This window comes from Amycolatopsis rifamycinica (assembly GCF_000695625.1).
Taxonomy (GTDB): Bacteria; Actinomycetota; Actinomycetes; order Mycobacteriales; family Pseudonocardiaceae; genus Amycolatopsis; species Amycolatopsis rifamycinica.
In genome coordinates, this window is sequence record NZ_JMQI01000068.1 from 13,580 (window position 1) to 32,984 (window position 19,405).

Genomic DNA, 19,405 nt, shown 5'->3' on the forward strand with positions numbered 1-19,405 from the left:
CTGGGGCACTCACGCGTCCGCGAGTGCCCCAGCCGGGCTTCTCAGTGCGCGTAGACCTCGAACTCGTACAGCGAGTAGCCGTACTTGGTGCCGCGCTGGACGCCCTGCAGCTTCACGAACCGGGCCGGAGTCGCGGCGAACGAGACGTTGTCCTGCCCGCCGTCCCCGTCGGTCACCACGGCCGCGTCCGTCCAGTGCACCGCGTCCGGCGAGAGCTGGATCCGGTAGCTCTTGCCGTACGCGGACTCCCAGCTGAGCATCACCCGCGAGACCTGCTGGACCGAGCCGAGGTCGACGGTGATCGCCTGGTCGTCGCTCCAGTCGCTGGCCCAGCGGGTCGAGGCGTTCCCGTCGATCGCGTTCGACGCCGGCGCGTTGTAGAAGCCGGACTCGGCGCTGGTGGCGCTGACCGTCTTCGCCGCCGCCAGGTTCGCGACGTTGTCCCCGCGGTGCGCGGCGTACTCGACGACCTGCTGGAAGGTCGGCCGGTTCTGCCAGCCGATCTTGTCCTGCGTGATGCCGCCGAGCGGGTTGTGCACGATCGAGTCGGCGCACCACTGGTCACCGGCCGAGCAGTTCGCGTCACCGGGGTAGACGGTGTTCGCGGCCTGGCCGGCGGCCGTGGTCAGCGAGTCGACGAGCGCCTGGCGGCACGCGGTGACGTCGCCGCCGCCGCAGAACGTCTGCGCGAGCGGGCCGGCCACCGGCTGGCCGAGCACCTGCCGGATGTCCTTGCTGACGTAACCCCACCAGCCGAACTGGAACGACGAGCCCTTGTGCGGCTGCCCGGTGTGCTGCCCGTTGCCGTTCTGCCAGCCGGACGGGCTTTCGTTGATGCCGAGCACGCCGGTCATCGCGTTGTAGGCGGCGTCGCCCATGCCCGGCTTGAACTCGGCCTGGACCAGCAGCGGCCACCAGGCGTCGAAGATGCGGATCGCGTCGGCGTCGGCGTACGCCTTGCTGCCCGGCGAGGTCTCGGTGCGCAACTGGCCGTGCGAGAGCCACGTCTTGAGCTTCGCCTCGGCGTCCGCCGCCGCGCCGGTGGTGGGCGTCTTGTCGAGCACCTGCAGCAGCAGCGGCAGCACGCGCTCGGCCCGCAGGTCCGCCAGCGCGGCCTCGGCCATCGCCTGGGTCAGGTTGACCCGGGTGACCTTCGTGCCGCTGGTGATCAGCTTCTTCACCCGCGAGTCGAGCAGGTCGACGCGGTGCACGGCGGACTTGTCCGCCCCGGCCGCGGCGTAGCCGTTGGCCTGCGCGTTGTTCCAGCTGACGTAGTAGTCCTGGTTGACCGACTGCGGGTGCTGCGACGCGGGCGTGTAGGTGGCGACGTTGCCCGCCGGGTTCCAGCCCACCCAGTCGTGGCCCTGATCGCCCCACACCGGCATGTTCGGGTCCACATCGGACTGCCGGGCCGGGTTGGCCCCGGAGTTGAAGTAGGCGATGTCCTTCGAGTCGGCGTAGAACCAGTTGAACGTGAAGTTGATGTCCTGCGCGGCCCGCTGGAAGTCCGCCGCGGACTTGACGAAGCCGGGGTCGTTGAGCTCCTGGAAGCCGATGAGCGAGTCGACCTCGTGGAAGTAGGACGACCGCAGCGCCGCGTACGCCACCGGCTTGCCGCCGACGGTCGCCCGGCTCTGCACCGGCCCGTACCTGGTCCGGTAGCTGCGCAGGGTGTAGGAACCGGCCGCGGTACCGTCGGCCACCGTGGGCTTCCAGGCGTTCTTGACCTCCACGGTCTCCATCGGGACGCACTTGCCCTGGTAGGTGTAGTAGTTCGAGTCCTTCGTCGGCGCGTTGCCGCTCGGGTCGCACAGCTGCAGCGCGTAGGTGTCGATGATGTCCTGCGCCGACGTCGTCGCGCTCCACGAGTAGTCCTGGCCGCGGCCGAGGAGCACGTACATGCTCAGCCCGGCGAAGGCGGCGCCGCGGGCGCTGATGCCCGGGCCCTGCAGCTCCTGCAGGAGCAGCAGCTGCGGCGCGAAGTACCCGGTCTGCGGGCCGAACACGGCGACCGGGTGGCCGCTGGCGGTCTTGGCCCCGGAGACGAGCAGCGCGTTGGACATGCCGTGCTTCTCGCTCAGCATGTTCGCCGGCAGCACGCCGTTCTCGAACATCCCGCGGGCGGGCTCCTGCTCGGCGGGCGCGGCGACGTCCACAGTGGACGGCGTCGCGGTGGCGGCCGAGCCGGTCCTGTCGAACACGAGCTGCTGCGGCGTCACCGAGTTCTTGTCCGGCATCGCGCGGCCGGCGGCGTTGGCCGGCGTCTTGCCGTACGGGAAGGTCTGGCCGTCGTGCAGCGTCTTGACCGCCTCGGGGTCGTCCTCCGAGCGGAGGCTCTGCCACACCTTTTCGCCCTGCGCGACGCCGTACTTTTCCTGCAGCGCGAGCTTCGCGATGGCGTTCTGGACCTCGCCGCCGCCGCCCGCGCCGAACTCGGCGCCGACCAGCGAGGCGAGCGCGACCAGGTCGGTCAGCTTGAACGGGTCGATCGTCCCGGCGTTGGTGATCGAGTCGATGTGCCCGGTCAGCACGTATTCGCCGGGGAAGTACCGGCCGCTGTGGGAGTCGTCGATGTACTTATTGATGCCGTCGATGTAGGCCTGGGCGTCGGCGAGGCCCTGCGCGCCGCGCGGGCCGCTGGCGGCCGTGCGGTCGATCTGCTGCTGCAGCTCGGCTTCGGTGTAGGGGGCGTTCGCGAAGAACGTCTGCTCGAGTTCGCGGTTGGCTTCGGCGCCGCCGGCGAAGGAGCTCACCTGGCCGCGGGCGGCGTGCCGCAGCACGTCCATCAGCCACAGCCGGTCCTGCGCGGCCGCGTACCCGGCGCCGAACTCGGTGCCGGCGCGGGTGGTCCCGGTGATGTGCGGGACGCCGAGGGCCTTGTCCCGCACGATCGTGACGTCGGCGCGCGGCTTCGTCGTGCTCGCCACCTGGTCGGCCGGGACGCCGAACGAGGAGTCGTTGAAGTACTGGTTGATCGCGCCGGTGGTCAGCGTCTTGTAGCCGCCGGCCAGCGAGGCGTACTTCCCGAGCTGGTCGGCCGAGTGCGCGGGCCGGGTGCCGAGCAGCTTGTGCGCCAGGATCTCCGCGAGGGTGGCGCTGCCCTGTTCGCCGGGCGGCAGGATGTCGCTGCACTGCCCGCCGCAGTAGTCGTCGGGCGACACGGCCGCCTGGGCGGCCGGCGCGGTGACGGCGACCTGGGTGAGCCCGGCCACGAGGGCCCCCAGTGCCGTAACGGTCAGGGCGCGGATGCGGCGTCGCATGCCGGGCTCCCCTCAGTCCAGAAAAGTGACGAAGCGCACGCTACCCAGCAGTAGGGCAAGTGTGAAGAGTTTTCGCGTTTTTCCCCTCCTTGGGCGTAGTCCGATCGGCGCAGCTCGCGGCGCGTGGGTACGGTGAGCGCCATGACCTTGGAAAAGCCCCTCATCGACCGCCCGGACGGACCTCCCCCGGCCGACCTGGAGATCACCGACATCACCGTCGGTGACGGCGCGGAGGCCACGCCGGGCACGACCGTCACCGTGCACTACGTCGGTGTCTCGCACTCGACCGGCGAAGAGTTCGACGCGTCCTGGAACCGCGGCGAGCCGCTGCGCTTCGGCCTCGGTGCCGGTCAGGTCATCGCCGGCTGGGACCAGGGTGTCGCGGGGATGAAGATCGGCGGCCGCCGCAAGCTGGTGATCCCGCCGCACCTGGCCTACGGCGACCGCGGTGCGGGCGGCGTGATCAAGCCCGGCGAGACCCTCGTCTTCGTCGTCGACCTCGTCGGCGTGAACTAGCTTTCCGCGCATAACCGGCAAACCGGCCCCGGCACCCCCGTGCCGGGGCCGGTTTTTGCTCCAAGCAGCGCCTTTCCGGCTCGTGCCTCGTGGCTACGCTCGAAGGTGATCACCGGCCTCCGACCGCCGGTGCACGACAAGGGGGGATCCACCGATGCGCGTTCGCGCTGTGCTTTCCGCTGCCCTGATGACGTTGGCCGCCGGGCTCGCCACCGCGGCACCGGCCTCGGCCGTGGCGAACGGCTCCGACGTTCCGGCGGGCCAGTTCGGCTTCGCCGCGAAACTCACCATGACGAACATCCCGCGGCCCGACGGCAGCAAGTACAACAGCGCCTGCTCCGGCGCGTTGATCGCGGCGAAGTGGATCATCACCGCGGGCCACTGCTTCCACGACGCCAACCGCAACCGCGTCTCCGGGCCGGTGCCGTACCCGACGTCCGTGCTGCTCGGCACGGTGAACCAGAGCACACCGGGGGTGGTCCGCAATGTCGTCACGGTCTACCAGGCGAGTGCGAACGACATCGCGATCGCGACCCTCGACGCGGACGTCACGGGCATCACGCCGCTGACGGTCAACCGGGTGACGCCGTCGGTCGGCCAGCAGCTGACGCTGGCCGGCTGGGGCAGTCTCACGGCCACCAACCCGGCGCCGTCGACGAAGCTGCAGCAGGGCACCGTGCAGGTCGGCCAGGTCGCGGCGGCGACGCTCGGCGTCCGCGGCGTGGCTCCGACGTCGACGACGAGCGCCTGCGCCTACGACTCCGGAGCGCCGTACTTCGTCGCGGGCGGCTCCGGCGGGCAGCTGGTGTCGGTCGAGTCCACCGGACCGGACTGCCCGCACAACCAGCTCGAGACCACCTCGCGCGTGGACGTCGTCGCGGACTGGATCGCTTCGCACACCGGCTGACCGTTCGCCGGGCGTCACCCGATGGACCACCGGGTGACGCCCGGCCAGGGAATTCCCCGCCCGCGGCGGCGGCCCTAACGTCGGACGTCGACCACCGACTCGACGAAGGGGAGAAATGCGCCTGCGCGCCCTGCTCGCCGCTGCTGTCTTGACCGTCTCCACCGCACCCGCCGCCTGGGCCGTCGCCCACGGTTCGGACGTCCCACCGGGCCAGTACGGGTTCGTCGCGAAGCTCGCGATGACGAAGATCCCGCGCCCGGACGGCTCCACGTACAGCAGCTACTGCACGGGCGCGCTCGTCGCGCCCGCCTGGGTCGTCACGACCGGCCACTGTTTCCACGACGCCCACCGCGACCGGGTCTCCGGCAGGGTGCCGTACCCGACGACGGTGACGCTGGGCCTGACCGACGAGGAAACGGAGTCGGGCATCGCCCGCAGGGCGACCGAGGTGCTGCAGGCGAAGGAGAACGACGTCGCCCTGATCCGCCTCGACTCCCCGGTGACCACGGTGCCGCCGCTGTCGGTGAGCCGCGCCGTCCCGAAGGCCGGCCAGCGGCTGACGCTGGCGGGCTGGGGCAGCCTGACCGGCCCCAACCCCAAACCGGCCACCCGCCTCCAACAGGGCACGGTGGTGGTCGCCAAGGTGGACCCGACAACGGTGGGCGTCCGCGGCGCAGCCCCGGAAAGCACAACAAGCGCCTGCACGTACGACTCGGGAGCCCCCTACTTCACGGGCACCGAACTGGTCTCCCTGGAGGCCACGGGCCCCGATTGCCCCCACTCAAGCATCGAAACCACAAGCCGAGCGGACGTAATAGCAGACTGGATAGCCACTCACACGGCGTAACTTCGCCCAGGGCGAACACCCACTGACCACGCCAAAAGGTGACGAACGGCACCCCCCGTCCCCCTGGAACCCGACCGGACCACGCTGGAAGGCGACGGGAGGCACCGTGGGGGGTCCGGGGGGCTCGGCCCCCCGGGAGATACAAGGACAACGGGAAGAGCCCCGATCGCGCCAGCGATCGGGGCTCTGAACAGCGTGGGCGAGGAGGGAGTTGAACCCTCACGTCCTTTCGGACACACGGACCTGAACCGTGCGCGTCTGCCATTCCGCCACTCGCCCGAGTGCTTCCTTGCGGCAGCGAGGAGAAGACTAGCAGGTCGATTTCGCGGGTTTCACCGGGGGCCGTGTAGGGGCTGGCTCACCCGGATAGGATCGGTGCGGAAGCACACGTGTGAGGAGGTTTTCCCCGGTGGGCCGCGCCGAACGATTCGACAGGCGACTCGAGAACCTGGTGGGGAACACTTTCGCGCGCATGTTCGGCGGCAACGTCGTCACGCAGGAAGTGGCGATCGCCCTGGAACGGGAGAGTGAGGAGAACGTTCGTGAGCTGGCAGGCGGCCGGCAGCTCGCCCCCAATCACTACATCGTGTCCCTGGGGGCAGCTGACCACGAACGCATGGCCGGCGACGAGCAGCGCGTCACCCAGGTACTGGCCAAGGCGGTCGCGGAACACCTCGCCGCGGAGGGCCTGGACACCTATGGTGACGTCGTCGTATCACTCGAGCGCAACGAGGCGCTGCATACTGGACAGTTCAAGACCCGTTCGTCCGTCGATCCCGACGCCCGCCCCTCAGGCGCCGGTTCACCGCGGTCGGCACGACCCAGCAACGCAGGAGACCCAGCAATGAGCCAGCCCCCCGGCTACGGCCAATACGACCAGGGTGACCCGTACGGCCAGCAGGGCCAGTACGGCTACGGACAGCAGGGTGGCCAGCAGCCCGGGTACGACCAGGGTTACGGCCAGCAGGGTGGATACGACCAGTACGGCGGCCAGCAGCCTCAGGGCGGTGGCTACGACCAGTACGGGCAGCCGCAGCAGGGTGGCGGCTACGACCAGTACGGGCAGCAGCACCAGGGCGGTTACGACCAGGGTTATGCCCAGCCGCAGGGCGGCGGGTACGACCAGGGTGGCTACGCCCAGCCTCAAGGCGGCGGGTACGACCAGGGTGGCTACGCCCAGCCCCAGGGCGGCGGCTACGACCAGTACGGGCAGCCGCAGCAGGGTGGCGGTTACGACCAGTACGGCGGCCAGCAGGGCGGGTACGACCAGTACGGCCAGCAGCAGGCGTACGGCGCCCCGGCCGCGGACCCGTACGGCCAGCAGGGCGGTTACGCCCCGCCGGCGCCGGGCCGCCAGCTCGCGGCGAGCCTGCAGCTGGACGACGGCTCGAACCGGACGTACTCGCTGAAGCAGGGCGGGAACGTCGTGGGCCGGGGCCAGGACGCGGACTTCCGCCTGCCGGACACCGGGGTTTCGCGCCGCCACCTGGAGATCACCTGGGACGGCCAGAGCGCGACGCTCGCCGACATCGGCTCGACCAACGGGACGACCGTGAACGGCACCCCGGTCCAGACCTGGCAGCTCGCCGACGGCGACGTCATCCGGGTGGGTCATTCGTCCCTCGTGTTCCGTACACAGGGCTGACTCGGGACACGGAATACTGTTCCCGCAGAATTGACGTGCGGGGGGACCGCGGCGTACCCGCGTCGCGGCTGCGCGGAAGAGTCGGGAGCGGACACACCAAGTGCCAGAGCTGGTCGTACAACTCACCAGGGTGGGCTTCCTCGTGCTGCTCTGGCTCTTCGTGTTCGCCGCGCTCCGAGTCGTGCGCTCGGACCTCTACGCGGCGTCGGGCATGCGCGTCCAGGTGCCGACCTTCGGGCGCAAGAAGGAGAAGAAGCCGCGCAACAGCAAGTCCCCGCAGCAGCTGCTCGTCACGCACGGCGCGCTGGCGGGGACGCGCATCGCGCTGGACGGCAGGCCGATCCTGATCGGCCGGGCCGACGACTCCACGTTGGTCCTCGACGACGACTACGCGTCGACCCGGCACGCCCGGATCGCCCAGCGCGGCGAGGACTGGTACGTGGAAGATCTGGGCTCGACGAACGGGACCTATCTCGACCGGGCTAAGGTCACTGCACCCCTCCGGGTCCCGCTCGGAGTCCCCATCCGGATCGGCAAGACGGTGATCGAGCTTCGCCCATGACTCTCGTCCTCCGCTACGCAGCCCGCAGCGACCGGGGCCTGGTGCGTTCGAGCAACCAGGACTCCGTGTACGCCGGCCCTCGCCTGCTCGCGCTCGCCGACGGCATGGGTGGGCACGCGGCGGGTGAAGTCGCCAGCAAGGTCGTCATCGCCTCCCTCGCCCCGCTCGACGACGACGAGCCGGGCGACGACCTGCTCGCGCAGCTGCGCGAGGCGGTGGCGAACGGCAACGCCGCGATCGCCGAACTGGTTTCGCAGGACCCGGACCTGGACGGCATGGGCACCACGCTCACCGCCGTCCTGTTCGCCGGCACCAGGCTGGGGCTGGTGCACGTCGGCGACTCGCGGGCGTACCTGCTGCGCGGCGGGCAGTTCGCGCAGATCACGCGGGACGACAGCTTCGTCAACGAACTCCTCGAACAGGGCCGGATCACGCCCGAAGAGGCCGCGGTGCACCCGCAGCGGTCGCTGCTGCTGAAGGCGCTCACCGGCCACGAGGTCGAGCCGAGCCTGACCGTGCGCGAAGCCCGCGCCGGCGACCGGTACCTGATCTGCTCGGACGGGCTGTCGGGCATGGTCAGCGACGAGACGCTGGCCGAGGCCGTGCAGATCCCGGACCCGCAGCAGTGCGCGGACCGGATGATCGAGCTGGCGCTCAAGGGCGGCGGCACGGACAACGTCACGGTGATCATCGCCGACGTGGTCGACGTCGACTTCGGCGAGGACGCGCCCATCGTGGGCGGCGCCGCCGGGGACGGCAGCGACGAACGGCACCAGGGCGACTCCCCCGCGGCGCGGGCCAGGGCGCTGACCCAGCCGCCCCCGCCGCCGCGCCAGGAACTGCCGCAGCCGCAGGAAGACCCGCGGGCCCGGCGCCGGAAGCGGTTCCGCTGGCTGGCCGGCGCGGTGGTGGTGCTCGTCGTGCTAGCGGCGGCCGCCATCGCGACCCGCTACTTCGTGCTGAGTCAGTACTATGTCGGCGAGGGATCGGACGGGGAGGTCGTGATCTACCGCGGCGTCCCCGGCAGCATTCTCGGCATCGACCTGCACGCCTACGAGCAGGGGTCCTGCCCGCCGAGCCAGGTGTGCACGGACAAGCTGCGCGTCACCCAGCTCCAGGAGGACGCGCGGCTGGCGGTGCAGAACGGCGTCAAGAAGGACAGCCTCGACGAAGCGCGGAAGTACATCGACGACTTCCTGCAGCTGCGCAAGCGCTTGAACAACTGCGCGCCGGCGGGCGGTCAGCCGTCCCCGACGCCGACCCCTCCGGTCACGCCGACGACGACTCCGTCGGCTCCGGCCGGCTCCACCGCTCCGTCGTCGGCGAACCAGCCAGCGGGGAGGGACTGCTCGACGCCGAGTTCGACGGCACCGACGACGGGAGGCGGTAACTGATGAGCCAGCCTGCCGCGCGCGCCGCCGAACCGCTCGCCGCGTTCCAGACGAACCCGCCGCGCGAGGTCCCGACCCGCCGCAACACCGAGCTGGCGCTGCTCGGGTTCGCCACGTTCATCGTCACCATCGCGCTCGTCCTGGTCGAAGCGAACCAGGAGCAGGAGCTCACCGCGTCGATCATCTGGCTCGGCCTGGCCTACCTCGGCGTGCTGACCGGCGCGCACCTGGCCGTCCGCAAGTGGGCGCCGTACGCCGACCCCGTGCTGCTCCCCTGCGTCGCGTTGCTGAACGGCATCGGGCTGGTGATGATCCACCGGATCGACCTGGCCCTGGCCGAACGGGCCGCGCAGAACGGCAAGGACTACACGCCGGCCGTCACCGCGCAGGTGCTGTTCACGGTGATCTCGCTGGTGTTCTTCGTCGTGGTGCTGATCGTGGTGAACGACCACCGCACGCTGACCCGCTACGGCTACACCGCGGGCCTGGTCGGGATCGCCGCGCTGGCGCTGCCCGCGCTGCTGCCGTCGAGCCTGTCCGAGGTCAACGGCGCCAAGGTGTGGCTGAAGCTGCCGTTCTTCTCGATCCAGCCGGGCGAGTTCGCGAAGATCCTGCTGATGATCTTCTTCGCCTCGTTCCTGGTGTCGAAGCGGGACCTGTTCATGGTGGCGGGCAAGAAGCTCGTCGGCGTCGAACTGCCGCGCGCCCGCGACCTCGGCCCGATCCTCATCGCCGCGTTCGTCTGCATCGGCATCCTGGTGTTCGAGAAGGACCTCGGCACCTCGCTGCTGTTCTTCAGCGTCATCCTGGTGATGCTGTACGTCGCGACCGAGCGGGCCATCTGGGTCGTCCTCGGGCTCAGCTTCTTCGCGGTCGGCTGCATCATCGCCTACAACCTCTTCTCGCACGTCCAGCAGCGCGTGGCGAACTGGCTGGACCCGCTGGCCACCTACGACCAGGCGGGCGGCGGCTACCAGCTCGCCCAGGGTCTGTTCGGGCTCGGCACCGGCGGCGTCGGCGGCACCGGGCTCGGTGCCGGGCGGCCGGACATGGTGCCCGAGGCCAACACCGACTTCATCACCGCCTCGATCGGCGAAGAGCTCGGCTTCATCGGGCTGGCCGCGGTGCTGATGCTGTACCTGCTGGTCGCGATGCGCGGCATGCGCAGCGCGCTGGCCGTGCGCGACACGTTCGGCAAGCTGCTGGGCGGCGGGCTCGCGTTCACCATGGTCATGCAGATCTTCGTCGTCGTCGGCGGGGTCACGAAACTCATCCCGGAGACCGGTATCACCGCCCCGTTCCTGTCCAAGGGTGGTTCGTCGCTGCTCGCGAACTACATCCTGGTCGCGCTGCTGCTCCGCATCTCCGACGCGGCCCGCAAGCCCGCCGCCCGTCCGAAGCCGCAGCAGCAGCCGCAGGCCCCGATCGCGGAAGCGCACACGGTGCTCGTGCAGCGCCCGCCGGCGGACGGGGGCGTGCAGGCATGAACACCCCGCTCCGCAAGGTCGGCATGGCGATGCTCGTGATGGTCGTCCTGCTGCTGGCCAACGCCACCTACATCCAGGTGGTGAAGGCCGACGACTACCGCACCGACTCGCGCAACGCGCGCGTGCTCTACGAAGAGTTCGCCCGCCAGCGCGGCAAGATCGTGTCGCAGGCCAACGGCGAGGTGCTGGCCAGCATCAACCCGTCGAACGACAAGTACAAGTACATCCGGACCTACGCCGACGGCCCGATGTACGCGCCGGTCACCGGCTACTACTCGATCAACTACGGCGCCGGCGGGCTGGAGCGCGCCGAGGACGACGTCCTCAACGGCTCCGACCCGCGGCTGTTCGTGCGGCGGCTGTCGGACATGGTCACCGGCCGGGACCCCAGCGGCGGCAACGTCCGGCTGACCATCGACCCGGCCGTCCAGAAGGCCGCGTACGACCTGATGACGCAGAAGGGCTACACCGGCGCCGTCGTCGCGATGGAGCCGAGCACCGGGCGGATCCTGGCGATGGTCTCGACGCCGTCGTACGACCCGAACCAGCTGGCCTCGCACACGTCGAAGGCGCAGACCGACGCCTGGAACGCGAACAACAAGGACCCGAAGAAGCCCATGCTGAACCGGGCGATCTCCGAGACGTACCCGCCGGGGTCGACGATGAAGCTCGTCACCGCGGCGGCCGCGCTCGAAGACGGCAAGGGCCCGGACACCCCGATCGACCCGGCGGCGAACACGAAGGTCCCCGGCAGCAGCAAGACGCTGGAGAACTACGCGGGCCAGCCGTGCCCCGGCACCACGTTCAAGGACGCGCTGGCGCACTCCTGCAACGTGCCGTTCGCGCAGTTCGCCGGCCAGCTGGGGGCGGACAAGATCAAGAAGACGGCGGCGAACTTCGGCATCGGGCAGACCGACCTGACCGTGCCGATGAAGGTCGCCGCCTCGACGGTCGGCCCGCTCGACTCGCCGGACGCGCTCTTCCAGAGCGGCATCGGCCAGCGTGACGTCCGGCTGACGCCGCTGCAGGACTGCCTGCTCGCGGCCACCGTGGCCAACGGCGGGATGGCGATGAAGCCGCAGCTGGTGCAGTCGGTGCTGGCACCGGACCTGTCGACCATCGAGGATTACAGCCCCACCGAACTCACCGGCACCCCGGCGCTGTCGTCGTCGAACGCCGCGATCCTCAAGGACATGATGGTCGCTTCCGAGGGCTTCACCAAGGGCGGCGGCAAGCGCCCGGACATCCAGATCGCGTCGAAGACCGGCACCGCCGAGCACGGCACGGACTCCAAGAACACCGCCCCGCACGCCTGGTACACCGCCTTCGCCCCGGTCGACAACCCGCAGATCGCGGTCGCCGTGATCGTCGAGGACGGCGGCAACCGCGGCCTCGCGGCCACCGGCGGCTCGGTCGCGGCGGAAATCGGCCGCGCGGCGATCAACGCGAAGCTCGGGGGTGGATAGCGCATGCTGTCCTCCGGTCAGCTGCTGGCCGACCGCTACAAGCTGACGAGCCGGATCGCCGTCGGCGGGATGGGCGAGGTCTGGCAGGCCAGCGACACCCGGCTCGACCGGACCGTGGCCGTCAAGATCCTCAAGGCCGAACTCTCCGGCGACGCCGAGTTCCTCCACCGCTTCCGCACGGAAGCGCGGATGACGGCGTCCCTGAACCACCCCGGCATCGCCGCGGTGCACGACTACGGCGAGACCATCTTCGACGGCGATCTGTCGATCGCCTACCTGGTGATGGAGCTCGTCGACGGCGACCCGCTGGCCGGGCTGCTGGCCAAGCACGGGCGGCTGTCGGCGGAGTTCACCCTCGACATGCTCGAGCAGGCGGGCAACGCGCTGCAGGCGGCGCACTCCCACGGCCTGGTCCACCGCGACGTCAAGCCGGGCAACATCCTGGTGACGTCGGCGGGCCAGGTGAAGATCACCGACTTCGGCGTGGCGAAGGCGGCCGACGCGGCCCCGGTCACCCGGTCCGGCATGGTCATGGGCACGGCGCACTACATCGCCCCGGAACAGGCGCTCGGGCAGCCGGCCGAGCCGGCGTCCGACGTCTACTCGCTGGCGGTGTGCGGCTACGAATGCCTCGCCGGGCACCGGCCCTTCCTGTCCGAGAACGCCGTGACGGTCGCGATGATGCACATCCGCGACATCGCGCCGCCGCTGCCGCCGGACGTGCCGCCCGCGGCGCGCGCGGTGATCGAGGCGACGCTGGTGAAGGACCCGCGGCAGCGCTACAACAACGGCGGCGAGTTCGCGGCCGCCGTCGCCGCGGTCCGCGCCGGGCTGCCGCTGCCGACGCCGTCCGGGCTGGTCAACGCCACCTACACGACGGGCCAGCAGCCGGTGGTGCCGCAGCCGCAGCAGGTGCCGCAACAGCCGCCGCCGTCGATGCCGGTTCCGGTACCCCCGCAGCAGCAGATGCCGCCGCAGCAGCAGATGCCGGGCGGCCCGCCGTCCCCGGCGATGAACCCGATGGTCGCCATCGGCCCGCCGTCGCGGCCCGCCCCGCGGCAGGTCATGGTGCCGGCGGCCCGGAAGAAGACGCAGTGGGGCTGGTGGGCCCTTCTCGCGGCGATCCTGCTCGTTGTCCTGGTGGCGGGCATCGTGCTGGTCGCGAAAATGCTCGGCGGCGGCAACGGCTCGCCACCGCACAACGGCCAGACGCAGAGCCAGGTGGTCCCGGGCAGACAGGTGCCTGCGGAGGAGCCGGCCGGTTCGGCGAGCACTCCCGGCACGGCCGACGGCGGCCGGCAAGGCATCATGACCACACCTTGGACGGAATGGAACGGCATCCAGAGATGAGCACACCCAGACTGCTCTCCAACCGGTACGAGCTGGGCGAAACGCTCGGCTACGGAGGCATGTCCGAGGTCCACCACGGCCACGACGTGCGTCTCGGCCGGGAAGTCGCGATCAAGATCCTCCGTGCCGACCTCGCCAGGGACCCGCAGTTCCAGGAGCGCTTCCGCCGCGAGGCGCAGAACGCCGCCGCGCTGAACCACCCGGCGATCGTCGCGGTCTACGACACCGGTGAGGCGAACACCGAGTTCGGGCCGCTGCCGTACATCGTCATGGAGTACGTCGAAGGCCGCACGCTGCGCGACATCGTCAAGACCGAGGGCCCGATGTCGCAGAAGCGGGCGATGGAGGTCATGGCCGACGTCTGCGCGGCGCTGGACTTCTCGCACCGCCACGGCATCGTGCACCGCGACGTCAAGCCGGCCAACGTGATGATCACGAAGAACGGCGCGGTCAAGGTGATGGACTTCGGCATCGCGCGCGCGATGCACGACGGCCAGTCCGCCATGACCCAGACGGCCGCGGTGATCGGCACGGCGCAGTACCTGTCGCCGGAGCAGGCCCGCGGCGAGTCGGTCGACGCCCGCTCCGACGTCTACGCGGCCGGGTGCGTGCTGTACGAGCTGATCACCGGCGAGCCGCCGTTCACCGGCGACTCCCCGGTCGCGGTGGCCTACCAGCACGTCCGGGAGGACCCGAACCCGCCGTCGTCGGTGAACCCGGCGGTGGCGCCCGAGCTGGACGCGGTCGTGCTGAAGGCGCTGGCCAAGGGCCCGGCGAACCGCTACCAGTCGGCGGCGGAAATGCGTTCGGACCTGGTGCGCACGCTTTCGGGCCAGCGCCCGGTGGCGCCGATGGTGATGTCCGAGGACGAGCGCACGCAGGTGATGAACGCCGACCGGCGGCAGCAGCAGCGCTACGACGAGTACACCGAGCCGGACGACGAAGACCCGAAGGCCAAGCGGCGGCGCCGGACGATCCTCGCCGCGGTGGCCGCGGTGTTCGTGCTCGGCGCGGTGCTTCTGATCATGTGGCTGGCGGGCTCGTTCAAGAGCAACGACAACACCACGGTCGCGATCCCGGACGTGCTGCACCAGACGGTGCCGCAGGCTCGGGAGACGTTGAAGAGCAAGGGCTTCGACGGCACGATCGAGCAGAAGCAGGTCACCTGCGGGGTGCCGCCGACCGACGGCAACCCGGAGTGCAGCCAGGACGACATCAACAAGGTCATCAAGATCGACCCCTCGGTCGGGGTCTCGGTCGCGACCAACACGAAGATCACGCTGTCCGTCGGCGTCGCCCCGGGCAAGGCCAGCGTGCCGGACCTCAAGGGCAAGACGCAGAACCTGGCCGAGCAGGCGCTCACCGAGGCGAAGCTGACGCTGGACTCGACCGTCGACGAGGTCGAGGTCGACGACCCGAACCAGGTCGGCCTGGTGCAGAACCAGAACCCGCCCGCGGGGACGGAACTCGCCCAGGGACAGCCGGTGAAGATCACGCTGGGCAAGTCGAAGCAGCTCAAGACGGTCACCGACTTCACGGGCAAGCCGTACTCGCAGGCCAAGGCGGCACTGGAGGGCCAGGGCTTCACGACGAAGCGGGTCGACCAGGCTTCGGAAACGGTGCCGAAGGACATGGTCATCACCCAGAACCCCAACGGTGGTCAGCTGGCGGTCGGCAAGACGATCACGCTGACTGTGTCGACCGGTCCGGACAGCTCGAACCAGACCCAGATCGAGATGCCTCAGCTGGTCGGGATGCCCGTCGACGAAGCGCAGCAGAAGCTGCAGAGCATGGGCTGGACCGGAACGCTGAACCAGCAGTCCGACCGAGGCAGCCGACAGCCGGAAGGCACGGTCACCAAGCAAAGCGTCAAGGCCGGCACCCAGATTGCCAAGGACCAGTCCATCACCGTGACCGTGTCCGAAGGCAACGGCGGCATCACGCTCCCGACGGGTGCACCGACAACCTCCGGCGCACCCTGATCGATTGCGCGAAAGGGCCCGCACGGTTCGCCGTGCGGGCCTTTTTCGTCGCTCAAGCCTGGTCGAGGAACCCTTGCACGGCACCGAGAACCTGCTCGGCGTCGCTCGCGGCCCCGAAGTCGAGCTGGAGCTCCTCGGCGGCGCCCGAGCGTTTGACCTTCAGGGAGACGCGGGCGCCCCGGCCTCGCGCAAGCCACGCGAAGAGCGAGCGGCAGAAGACGGCGGCGGAGGAGCTCGAAACACCGACCACGACGGCGTCGAAGACCTGGACGCGGCCGCGGAGTTCGTCCTCACCTCGCAGCCAGGCGGCGAGCTCCGGGAGTTCGCCCCCGGAGTTCGGCACGGTGATCGCGACGATCCCAGCCGTCACCCGATCTCCCTTCGCCCGGAACCGGAGAAGCCCCGAACCTTAGTCGGCCGCGTCGTTCGGCTGGAAGCCCGGGCCGGAAATTGAAGATGGCAATTTGCACTCAGGACCGGCGGCGCACGAGCGCCGAGACGGTGAAGAAGCTGACGACCAGCATCGCCACCGCCGTGACCAGGGCCAGCACCAGCGGGCCGCCGATCGGTTTCTCGTCGGTGAGGGCGTGCAGCAGCGGGTGGACCAGCGGGATCTTCGCCAGCAGGACGACCATGAGCGTGACCACCGCGGCGAGCACGGTCCAGCCGATCCGGTGCACCAGCAGTCGCGAGCACGGCAGGGCGATCGCGATGCCCAGCGCCGCGCACGCGAGGTGGGCGAGCAACCCGATGCCGAGCGCCGACGGCTGGATCCGGAACGACTTGAGCGCCGACCACAGCTCGGTGATCACGGTGAGGACCAGCGAACAGGCCAGCACGGTGAGGATCGCGCCGGTGATCATCCGCCGCCACTGGCGGGCGTGGCTCAGGGTCACCAGGCGCTGGACCGGGTCTTCGATGTCGAGCAGGGCGATCGTCAGCCAGCACGAGACGACCAGCAATCCGCCGGCGCTGACGCCGAACAGCGGCAACGGCGGGGAATTCGGGTCGGCGTAGAGGATCACGCACAGCGCCAGGTAGGCCAGCAGCGCCGGCAGGTACCGCTGCGAATGGCCGAGCAGCGCCAGGTAGTACCGGGTCAGGGCGAGCACGGCGCCACCTCCCGCACCGACCAGCCGTCTTCGAGCGCTCGCCGCAGCACCGCGTCGACGCGGGCGACCTCGACCGTCAACACCACCTGGGGCCCTTCGGTGACGGCGTGCCGCACGCCCGGCTCGCCGGACCAGCCGGTGCCGTCGCCGCGCAGCACGATCCGCGTCGTCGGCTCCGCGCTTTCCGCCGTGAGCCGTCCGGAGTCCATGAGGTGGACGACGTCGGCGTGGTCGTGCACCACCTGCGGCCGGTGGTCGGTGAACACGACGCTCGCCCCGCGCGCCCGCGTCTCGGCGACGAGCTCGCCGAGGATCGTGTGCGTGCCGACGTCCAGCCCGGACCACGGCTCGTCGAGGATCAGCAGGTCAGGCCGGACCATCACCGCCTGCGCGAGCCCGACCTTCTGCGCGTTGCCCTTGGACAGGGTGCGCAGCGGCGCCGCCGGGCCGCCGACGAGGGCGAGCCGTTCGAGCAGCGGGTCGATCACCGACAGGTCGGCGAGCCCGTGGATGCGGGCCATGTGCCGCAGGTAGGCGCGGGCGCCCATGCGCTGGCCGGCCGGGAAGCGGTCCGGCAGGTAGCCGATCCGCGGGCTGCCCGTCACCGCCCCGGTGGTCGGGTGCGAGACGCCGGCGATGATCCGCAGGAGCGTCGACTTCCCGGAGCCGTTGCTGCCGAGGACGCCGACGACGTGCCCGGGCTCGACGGTCAGGTCGACGTCGCGCAGGACGAAGTCACCGCGTCCGTACCGCTTGCCGACCCCCTCGAGCCGGATCACGCAACAGCGGCCTTCTGGAGCGCTTTGGTCGCGCGCTCGAGCTCGTTCACCCGGACCGGGTCGACGGGGTGCCCCGCGGCGGCCAGCCAGTTCGCGAGCATCCGGTGGCCGCCTTCGGTGAGCACGGACTCCGGGTGGAACTGGACGCCTTCCAGCGGCAGCTCGCGGTGGCGCATGCCCATCACGATGCCGGACTCGGTGCGCCCGGTGATCTCGAAGACGGCGTCGGGGATCGTGTCGGGCACCACGGTCAGGGAGTGGTACCGGGTGGCCGTGAACTCCCCGGGCAGGTCCTTGAGGACGCCGGCGCCGGTGTGGCGCACCTGGCTCGTCTTGCCGTGGAGCAGCTCGGGCGCGCGGTCGACGGTCGCGCCGTAGACGACGCCGAGCGCCTGGTGGCCGAGGCAGACGCCGAGCATCGGCGTGCGCGTCTCGGCGCACTTGCGGATGACGTCCATGCTCTGACCTGCGCGTTCCGGGGTGCCCGGGCCGGGAGAGACGAGCACGGCGTCGAACTCGGGCACGCGGTCGAGGTCCACGACGTCGTTGCGCCAGACCGTGCAGTCGGCGCCGAGCTGGGCCAGGTACTGGACCAGGTTGTAGACGAAGCTGTCGTAGTTGTCGACGACGAGAACGCGCATGGCGCCGAGCTTACCGGCTCCCAGTCCGTGGACCGTACGCCAAATCACATTTTAGGTTAGGTGATCCTAACTTACCGTGGGTTGGGTGAGCCGATCTCTTCGCGTAGCCGTGGTGGGTGCCGGTCCCGCCGGGATCTACGCCGCCGACATCCTGGACAAGAGCGACGCCGACGTGCAGATCGACCTGTTCGAGCGCATGCCCGCGCCGTTCGGGCTGATCCGCTACGGCGTCGCGCCCGACCACCCGCGCATCAAGGGCATCGTGACGGCGCTGGAGAAGGTGCTCTCGAAGCCGAACATCCGGCTGCTGGGCAACATCGACTACGGCACCGACATCAAGCTCGACGAGCTGCGCGAGTTCTACGACGCGGTGATCTTCTCGACCGGCGCGTCCGCCGACCGCCCGCTCGACATCCCCGGCATCGACCTGGACGGCAGCTACGGCGCCGCCGACTTCGTGTCCTGGTACGACGGCCACCCCGACGTGCCGCGCACCTGGCCGCTGACCGCCTCCTCGGTCGCCGTCCTCGGCGTCGGGAACGTCGCACTGGACGTGGCGCGGGTGCTGGCGAAGACCGCCGACGAGCTGCTGACCACCGACATCCCGGACAACGTCTACCAGGGGCTCAAGGCCAGCCCGGTGACGGACGTGCACGTGTTCGGCCGCCGCGGCCCGGCGCAGGCGAAGTTCACGCCGCTGGAGCTGCGGGAGCTCGACCACTCGCCGAACGTCGAGGTCATCGTGTACCCCGAGGACATCGAATTCGACGACGGCAGCATCGCGGCGCTGCGCGCGTCGAAGCAGATCGACATGGTGGTGAAGACGCTGCAGGAGTGGGCCATCCGCGAGCCGGGCACCCGGCCGCGGCGGCTGCACCTGCACTTCTTCCACTCGCCCGCCGAAATCCTCGGCGCGGACGGCAAGGTCACGGGCCTGCGCACCGAGCGGACCGAGCTGACCGGCGACGGGAACGTCCGCGGCACGGGCGAGTTCCACGACTGGGACGTCCAGGCGGTGTACCGCGCGGTCGGCTACCTGTCGTCGCACCTGCCGGAGCTGCCGTTCGACCACGCGGCAGGCGTGGTGCCGAACCAGGCGGGCCGCGTGCTGGACCTGGACGAGAACCAGCTGCCGGGCGTGTACGTGACGGGCTGGATCAAGCGCGGCCCGGTCGGCCTGATCGGCCACACCAAGGGCGACGCCGCCGAGACGATCGCGAGCCTGCTGGCGGACGCGGACACCCTCTCCGCCCCGAAGTTCTCGTCCCCGGACGCGATCCTCGACTTCCTCGAGACGCGCGGCATCCCGTTCACGAACTGGGACGGCTGGGGCCGGCTCGACGCGCACGAGAAGGCGCTGGGATCGGCGGCCGGCCGCGAGCGGGTCAAGGTCGTCGAACGCGAGGAGATGACCCGCATCTCGCGCGCCTGAGCCCCCACGCCGGTGGTGAGTGGTGAGG

The 19,405-nt window shown here is 70.3% G+C and carries 16 protein-coding genes and 1 tRNA gene; 11 read left to right on the forward strand and 6 right to left on the reverse strand.

All coding sequences use genetic code 11. The features are described from left to right. Positions 1-41: 41 nt before the first annotated feature. Positions 42-3,260 (reverse strand): penicillin acylase family protein, encoded by a 3,219-nt coding sequence (locus DV20_RS32795; protein ID WP_200876548.1) that lies wholly within the window; start codon positions 3,258-3,260, stop codon positions 42-44. Between the two features lie 141 nt (positions 3,261-3,401). Between DV20_RS32795 and DV20_RS32800 the strand changes: the two genes are divergently transcribed. The 3 genes from DV20_RS32800 to DV20_RS32810 all read left to right on the forward strand — a co-directional run bounded on the left by DV20_RS32800 (position 3,402) and on the right by DV20_RS32810 (position 5,530). Then, positions 3,402-3,776 carry an FKBP-type peptidyl-prolyl cis-trans isomerase gene (locus DV20_RS32800; protein ID WP_043786992.1) on the forward strand — a complete coding sequence of 125 codons (375 nt, stop codon included), beginning with the start codon at positions 3,402-3,404 and terminating at the stop codon, positions 3,774-3,776. A 154-nt stretch (positions 3,777-3,930) separates the two neighbouring features. Then, positions 3,931-4,683: a S1 family peptidase gene (locus DV20_RS32805; protein WP_043786993.1), complete on the forward strand. Its 753-nt coding sequence runs from the start codon at positions 3,931-3,933 to the stop codon at positions 4,681-4,683. A gap of 115 nt (positions 4,684-4,798) precedes the next feature. After that, positions 4,799-5,530, forward strand: coding sequence for a S1 family peptidase (locus tag DV20_RS32810; RefSeq protein WP_043786994.1), 732 nt, complete (start codon positions 4,799-4,801; stop codon positions 5,528-5,530). A 196-nt stretch (positions 5,531-5,726) separates the two neighbouring features. Here the strand turns inward: DV20_RS32810 and DV20_RS32815 are convergent. Then, positions 5,727-5,809, reverse strand: a tRNA-Leu gene (locus tag DV20_RS32815). A gap of 130 nt (positions 5,810-5,939) precedes the next feature. On the opposite strand from DV20_RS32815, the gene DV20_RS32820 reads away from it, so the two are divergent. The 7 genes from DV20_RS32820 (at position 5,940) to pknB (ending at position 15,413) form a co-directional block, all read left to right on the forward strand. Next, positions 5,940-7,175, forward strand: coding sequence for a DUF3662 and FHA domain-containing protein (locus tag DV20_RS32820; RefSeq protein ID WP_043786995.1), 1,236 nt, complete (start codon positions 5,940-5,942; stop codon positions 7,173-7,175). A gap of 100 nt (positions 7,176-7,275) precedes the next feature. Beyond that, positions 7,276-7,737, forward strand: coding sequence for an FHA domain-containing protein FhaB/FipA (locus DV20_RS32825; RefSeq protein WP_003079002.1), 462 nt, complete (start codon positions 7,276-7,278; stop codon positions 7,735-7,737). Beyond that, positions 7,734-9,131 (forward strand): PP2C family protein-serine/threonine phosphatase, encoded by a 1,398-nt coding sequence (locus DV20_RS32830; RefSeq protein ID WP_043786997.1) that lies wholly within the window; start codon positions 7,734-7,736, stop codon positions 9,129-9,131. Before DV20_RS32825 ends, DV20_RS32830 begins: the two co-directional genes overlap by 4 nt. Next, positions 9,131-10,615 carry an FtsW/RodA/SpoVE family cell cycle protein gene (locus DV20_RS32835; protein ID WP_043786999.1) on the forward strand — a complete coding sequence of 495 codons (1,485 nt, stop codon included), beginning with the start codon at positions 9,131-9,133 and terminating at the stop codon, positions 10,613-10,615. The genes DV20_RS32830 and DV20_RS32835 overlap by 1 nt, the downstream gene beginning before the upstream one ends. Next, the gene (locus DV20_RS32840; protein ID WP_043787001.1) at positions 10,612-12,081 is read left to right on the forward strand and encodes a peptidoglycan D,D-transpeptidase FtsI family protein; all 1,470 of its coding nucleotides are present in this window, start codon (positions 10,612-10,614) and stop codon (positions 12,079-12,081) included. The genes DV20_RS32835 and DV20_RS32840 overlap by 4 nt, the downstream gene beginning before the upstream one ends. A gap of 3 nt (positions 12,082-12,084) precedes the next feature. Continuing rightward, the gene (locus tag DV20_RS32845) at positions 12,085-13,431 is read left to right on the forward strand and encodes a serine/threonine-protein kinase (protein ID WP_043787003.1); all 1,347 of its coding nucleotides are present in this window, start codon (positions 12,085-12,087) and stop codon (positions 13,429-13,431) included. Then, entirely contained in the window at positions 13,428-15,413 is a 1,986-nt protein-coding gene (gene pknB / locus DV20_RS32850) for a Stk1 family PASTA domain-containing Ser/Thr kinase (protein WP_043787004.1), read from the forward strand. Before DV20_RS32845 ends, pknB begins: the two co-directional genes overlap by 4 nt. Before the next feature lie 52 nt (positions 15,414-15,465). Here the strand turns inward: pknB and DV20_RS32855 are convergent, their stop codons facing one another. The 4 genes from DV20_RS32855 to DV20_RS32870 form a co-directional block, all read right to left on the reverse strand. Then, the gene (locus DV20_RS32855) at positions 15,466-15,783 is read right to left on the reverse strand and encodes an effector-associated constant component EACC1 (RefSeq protein WP_043787005.1); all 318 of its coding nucleotides are present in this window, start codon (positions 15,781-15,783) and stop codon (positions 15,466-15,468) included. 100 nt (positions 15,784-15,883) lie between these two features. Beyond that, entirely contained in the window at positions 15,884-16,525 is a 642-nt protein-coding gene (locus DV20_RS32860) for a hypothetical protein (RefSeq protein ID WP_043787006.1), read from the reverse strand. Beyond that, on the reverse strand, positions 16,513-17,304 hold the full coding sequence (locus DV20_RS32865; RefSeq protein WP_043787007.1) for an ABC transporter ATP-binding protein: 792 nt from the start codon (positions 17,302-17,304) through the stop codon (positions 16,513-16,515). Before DV20_RS32865 ends, DV20_RS32860 begins: the two co-directional genes overlap by 13 nt. After that, positions 17,301-17,945 (reverse strand): aminodeoxychorismate/anthranilate synthase component II, encoded by a 645-nt coding sequence (locus DV20_RS32870; protein ID WP_043787008.1) that lies wholly within the window; start codon positions 17,943-17,945, stop codon positions 17,301-17,303. The genes DV20_RS32865 and DV20_RS32870 overlap by 4 nt, the downstream gene beginning before the upstream one ends. A gap of 112 nt (positions 17,946-18,057) precedes the next feature. On the opposite strand from DV20_RS32870, the gene DV20_RS32875 reads away from it, so the two are divergent. Further along, the gene (locus tag DV20_RS32875) at positions 18,058-19,377 is read left to right on the forward strand and encodes an FAD-dependent oxidoreductase (RefSeq protein ID WP_043787249.1); all 1,320 of its coding nucleotides are present in this window, start codon (positions 18,058-18,060) and stop codon (positions 19,375-19,377) included. Positions 19,378-19,405: the final 28 nt, after the last annotated feature.

Bases quoted from the DNA above. Each gene is read 5' to 3' on its own strand.
- DV20_RS32795 (WP_200876548.1), bottom strand. From the start codon at position 3,260: ATGCGACGCCGCATCCGCGCCCTGACCGTTACGGCACTGGGGGCCCTC.
- DV20_RS32800 (WP_043786992.1), top strand. From the start codon at position 3,402: ATGACCTTGGAAAAGCCCCTCATCGACCGCCCGGACGGACCTCCCCCG.
- DV20_RS32805 (WP_043786993.1), top strand. From the start codon at position 3,931: ATGCGCGTTCGCGCTGTGCTTTCCGCTGCCCTGATGACGTTGGCCGCC.
- DV20_RS32810 (WP_043786994.1), top strand. From the start codon at position 4,799: ATGCGCCTGCGCGCCCTGCTCGCCGCTGCTGTCTTGACCGTCTCCACC.
- DV20_RS32830 (WP_043786997.1), top strand. From the start codon at position 7,734: ATGACTCTCGTCCTCCGCTACGCAGCCCGCAGCGACCGGGGCCTGGTG.
- DV20_RS32835 (WP_043786999.1), top strand. From the start codon at position 9,131: ATGAGCCAGCCTGCCGCGCGCGCCGCCGAACCGCTCGCCGCGTTCCAG.
- DV20_RS32840 (WP_043787001.1), top strand. From the start codon at position 10,612: ATGAACACCCCGCTCCGCAAGGTCGGCATGGCGATGCTCGTGATGGTC.
- DV20_RS32845 (WP_043787003.1), top strand. From the start codon at position 12,085: ATGCTGTCCTCCGGTCAGCTGCTGGCCGACCGCTACAAGCTGACGAGC.
- pknB (WP_043787004.1), top strand. From the start codon at position 13,428: ATGAGCACACCCAGACTGCTCTCCAACCGGTACGAGCTGGGCGAAACG.
- DV20_RS32870 (WP_043787008.1), bottom strand. From the start codon at position 17,945: ATGCGCGTTCTCGTCGTCGACAACTACGACAGCTTCGTCTACAACCTG.